This is a genomic window from Brevundimonas sp. (assembly GCF_044239655.1).
GTDB lineage: Bacteria > Pseudomonadota > Alphaproteobacteria > Caulobacterales > Caulobacteraceae > Brevundimonas.
In genome coordinates, this window is the sequence record NZ_JBIIAY010000244.1 from 1 (window position 1) to 4,658 (window position 4,658).

At 39.9% G+C, this 4,658-nt stretch carries 4 protein-coding genes and 1 pseudogene; all 5 read right to left on the bottom strand.

The features are described 5' to 3' along the window. A pseudogene (locus ACILQR_RS17390) lies at positions 1-589 on the bottom strand (hypothetical protein); the annotation flags it as partial. Positions 590-591: 2 nt separating this feature from the next. Next, positions 592-2,172 carry a hypothetical protein gene (locus ACILQR_RS17395; RefSeq protein WP_395652621.1) on the bottom strand — a complete coding sequence of 527 codons (1,581 nt, stop codon included), beginning with the start codon at positions 2,170-2,172 and terminating at the stop codon, positions 592-594. After that, a complete protein-coding gene (locus tag ACILQR_RS17400) occupies positions 2,172-3,437 on the bottom strand; it encodes a hypothetical protein (RefSeq protein WP_395652622.1) in 1,266 nt (421 codons plus the stop codon). The genes ACILQR_RS17395 and ACILQR_RS17400 overlap by 1 nt, the downstream gene beginning before the upstream one ends. Positions 3,438-3,446: 9 nt before the next feature. Further along, positions 3,447-4,307, bottom strand: coding sequence for a hypothetical protein (locus tag ACILQR_RS17405; protein WP_395652623.1), 861 nt, complete (start codon positions 4,305-4,307; stop codon positions 3,447-3,449). A gap of 4 nt (positions 4,308-4,311) precedes the next feature. Continuing rightward, positions 4,312-4,658 (bottom strand): hypothetical protein (locus tag ACILQR_RS17410; protein WP_395652624.1); only part of this gene is annotated, 347 nt, incomplete at its 5' end.

Here is a 4,658-nt window from a genome sequence, read left to right on the forward strand (position 1 = left end):
TAGTGCCTACCGTGCCAGATGACATATCTAACGTGCCATCAATCGTTACGTTATTGAATGTTGATGTGCCAGATACTGCTGTAACGTTACCCGTTACATTGCCAGTTAAGTTACCTGTAACATTACCAGTTACGTTGCCTGTGACTGCGCCTGTTACGTTACCTGTAAGGTTACCCGTTACATTACCTGTTAAGCCGCCTACAAAGCCTGTTGTGGCTGTGATAGTTGTGCCTCGTACAGTTTGTGCTGTGGTATTACCGATGACTGTGTTATTAACAACACCACCACCTACCGTAGCATTAGTACCTAAGTTAGCAGTAGATGTCATGGTGACAGCACCGTTAAATGTAGCTGCACCGTTATATGTGTGCGTTCCGGTTGTTGTAGTAGTACCAGCAACAGTTAAGTTACCGCCTACAGTAAAGTCGCTGCCGTCTGACCCGTCTTGCTGATTCTTTAATTGTGACATCAACTCACGGAAGGAGTTATTCACGTTTGAAGGTAGCATCCCCTCGCCAATGTTTATACCATCAATATCGGTATTATTAGCTGGGGTAGAACTAAACTCGCTTATCTTGGTTTTTGCCATAATTATTCCTCGTTATTATACTGTCCGCCTAATAGACCCATGTAAGGCACGTATGGATTTACTAGTTTGTTGTATTTTGGTTTGACATATCTTTGTTGAAATGGAGAAGATTCCATTAAATATCTGCTTCCAACACGAGCAGCAGGAAATGCGCTTGTTAAAGGAACTCCAGTTAAAGCATCAATACCAAGTCCAACTCCTGATGCAAAAACATCTGGCAATGTAAACGCAGTTGGTTCGTATGGTATAGGTTTATTTACACGAGGAAACTCTTTGGCAAATTTTCCTGCTAAAGCTAATTCACCTGTTACTGGTGCGCCTTTATCAATAGCTTTACCAATTTTACGATAATCAATTAAATTCTCACCTAATGTTGCTTTTTCTACTGTATATACTTTTGCTATGTTACGTCTTGCTTCATTTAATGCTTTTAATAAATCTGGTTGATTGGCTGATTTTGCTAACGAATCAAGTTGTTTTTCTAATTGAATAACAAGTTTATCAGACGATTGGGCTTGTTTACGCAATGCAGTAGGATTTTCTGCTGTACCTGAATTATAAGATTTCCATGCTGCACGAGAATCATCTCTAGCCATTTTTAATTCATCTACAAGTTGTGCGCCATTTTTTATAACTGGAGTAGTTGATGTTTTACCAGTTGCTAATGATTTAGTTGATGTAGTGCCAATTTGACCTTCTGGAAGTTGTGAGGCTAATTTGTATGGTTCACTATAAGCATCTCTTAATGCAGAAAATGTATCATCATTTAATGGTGCAGATTCAGGTAATCCTAAATACTTACGTGTTAAATTATTAGCAGTATTTTGATTTTTAGAACTAGCTAATTCTTCAGATTTAAATTTACCAGACAATGTTTCCAAAGTCTTAGGAACTTTACCTGCACCTACATCACTAGGCAAAGCAATATATCCAGCTTTTTGTGCAGTATTTAATAATTTATCTTTGTTGATGTTTTGTAATTGTTCTTTTGACAAGCCAATTGGTTTTGGAGAAACTAAAGCACCCCCAACAACACCACCACCTAATCCAGCAAGCATTTGTGCTACTTCACCACCACCTGCTTCTCTAGTTAAACCACTAGCACCGCCAGCACCAACAGCACCAGCAAGTTGTGTAGGTGCATTAGCAGATAAAGATGTAGCAACATTACGACCAATATTACTTGTTGGAGTTAATCCACCTGCTAACTTCATCATACCGCCTGTACCAGATATAGCACGACTTACATCACCAACAACTCGTTCTGTTCCAGTTTCCGGTTGTGGTAAACCTAATATATCGGCAATAGAACCACCTAATGAAACAGGTTGCAGTTGTCTATCTTTGGGCATAGCAAGATTAATTGCGCCACGAACAGGTGCTTGTGCTAAATCTACTATTGAGCCTAATCCTTCTAAACCATAGCGACCAGTTAAACCTGCTTGACGCATCAATTCTTCTGAAGTAGTTCTTTGTGGTTTTAATCTTTTTGCTGTAACTGATACAGTAGGAGTAACACCTAAATATTCATCAGGATTAAACTCATTTGATTGCAAATACTCATCTGGATTAAATTCTGCCATTAGTTAACTCCTAATTTCTTTTTAATAGCAATTGCTCTGGCATCAGTAGGATTTTTATTTGCCCAATCTAGGGCTTGTTGGTCTACAGGTGTTAACTTTAACTTTTGTTGAGCAGATGGTTTAGCTGACTTTAATACATCTTGTTCAGCTTGTTTACGCATACGAGATTTTTGTTCAATAACTTTAGGGTCAGTTTCACCAATTTTAGGAAAGAAAGTGTCAATATTGCGCTTAACTTCACCTTCAGTAGCTGCCGCACCTGTTTTATATCGTAAATATGCTTCAGCCCATTGTGATTGAGATTGTTGTGTTCTTTGTGCTAATGGGTCAGCTAATCCTCGTAATGGAGTTCCGGCTAATTCCACTTGTGCTTGTGACATTGTTGCACCAGGAACAAATCCTTCTTTTTGTATTTGTTCAAATTCAGCACTAGCAGATTTCATTTGACTGCCAAATGCTTCTGCCTTAGCTTGTGATTCTGTAGGTGCTTTTTCTTCACGCAACGGAGCAACACCAGGTACAATTGATGGTGCGCCACCGCCTTTTGCAGGTTGGAAGAATACTGGATTACCATTTGCATCAACACCAGCAACTGGCTGACCATAATTTACTTGAATACCTGGAGCAAAGTTTGTTTCTTTATTAATTGCAGCATCAATCTGTTTAATTCTTGGGTCTTTTGGGTTTGCATTTACTAATGTCGTTCTGTATGTTTGCAATTTCTCTAAAGTAGTTGCCGCAGCGTCTTTTGTTTGAGTTCCGCTAATTAACTCTACGCCTTTATCAGTCATTTGATACCTTTGACCGCTATCTGTAGGTAATTTATAAGCAGCAGCTTGTTCATCGGTTAAAATGTTAAATGAACTTTTTGGTTTAAATTTAGCTGTAATGTATTGCTCTGGAGCAAGTCTAGCTGCTAATGCTTCTTCTGGGTCTGTAATGCCACCAATCATTGTGTCTATTTGTGCTTGTTGGTCACGTTTACGCTTTAATTCTTCTAACCTAGCACGAGTACCTATGCCTTCAATGCCGCTTTGTATGCCTTGTTGATAACCTTGCATACCAGCCATACCAGACTTACCTAGTATCTCGCCAATGCCTACTGGAGTTTGTGAGTAACCACCTTGTGCTAAAGCAGATAGACCAAACTGCATTAAAGCATTTTGTTGTGCGTTTTGTTTAAGTCTGCGTAACTGTTCATCATCAAGCAAGCCTGATAGATAATCTGGAGTTTGACCACCGCTAAAAAAATCTGAAATTGCCATACTTAACTCCTAACCTAAAAGACCAGCAAGACCACCTAAACCAGCACCTATTAAAGCGCCTGTACCACCGCCTATTGAACCACCAATACCAGCACCACCAGCAACCCCTGACAAAGGATTTCTATATACTTGTGAAGTAGTTTGTGAACCTTGTGGCGAACCAGTAACGTAACCCATGTATGTATTTAATGCGTTTTGCGGTGCATTTTGTGTTGCGTTCCAGCGATTTAACGCATCTTGTAATGCTAGTTGTGAATAACCTTCGTAACCTTGACCAGCCTGTGCTAGTTGGTTAATGTCGTAGTAATCAGCTTGTGCTAGTGATGGTGCATTTTGTGCTGCTTGTTGTTGCATACTGCGTTCTGCGCCATAGTTTTGATACGCTAGATTGCCGGCTGTGTTAGCTAGTGAGTTAGCAAGTGTTTGACCTGCGCCACCTAATGCTGTGTTCATTGCGCCAGAACCATAACGACCTGCTTGTGATGCGTTAGACAATGCTGAATTTACAGATTGATTATACGCGTTTGTAGCCTGTTCTGCTGCACCTTTAAATGCACCGCCAAAGAATGGGTTGCCAGCTAGGTAATCACCGCTAATTGTATTTAATTGTTGACGTTGTGCAGTAGGATTAAGCATATTGCCTTGCATAGCACGATTACGTTGCGCTAACAAAGCAGCCTGTGTTGGGTCTGATGCGCCTACATAAGTTTGACCAGGATAATACGCTGGATTGATTAAGTTACCTTGTGCATCAACTGCTGTCTGCTGATTATATAAACTCGTAGCATTATTTAGCCCTTGCTTGACGAAAGGCTGTAGCATCGGGTCAATTGATTGTACTTGTGTGACGTTTTGTGGTTTTGAACTCATAATCTTAATCCTCTAATCTTAATTCCCATTGTCTAGGTGTAAATCCTAATTTTCTTGCTAGTTTATCCCATCCAAGACGATGAGAACCAAATGTAATACTCTTTGCGTTTCCCTGCTTGGCTATACCTTTAATAATCTCAAAGCACTCCGCTACTACTTCAGAACTTTGCGGTTCTTTGCCCCATACTGCCCAAACAAACAAATTATCATCTTCTGGTGTTAGTACAGTAAAACCTACAGGCTTTTCACCATCTAGGAATACCCATAGCATTGATTTCTGAAGCCATAGAGCCACAAAAACTTCTTCTTGGATGTAATCCTCAGGCGATTTATTTAAAACAGCCTGTAGAC

Bases quoted from the DNA above. Each gene is read 5' to 3' on its own strand.
- ACILQR_RS17395 (WP_395652621.1), bottom strand. From the start codon at position 2,172: ATGGCAGAATTTAATCCAGATGAGTATTTGCAATCAAATGAGTTTAAT.
- ACILQR_RS17400 (WP_395652622.1), bottom strand. From the start codon at position 3,437: ATGGCAATTTCAGATTTTTTTAGCGGTGGTCAAACTCCAGATTATCTA.
- ACILQR_RS17405 (WP_395652623.1), bottom strand. From the start codon at position 4,307: ATGAGTTCAAAACCACAAAACGTCACACAAGTACAATCAATTGACCCG.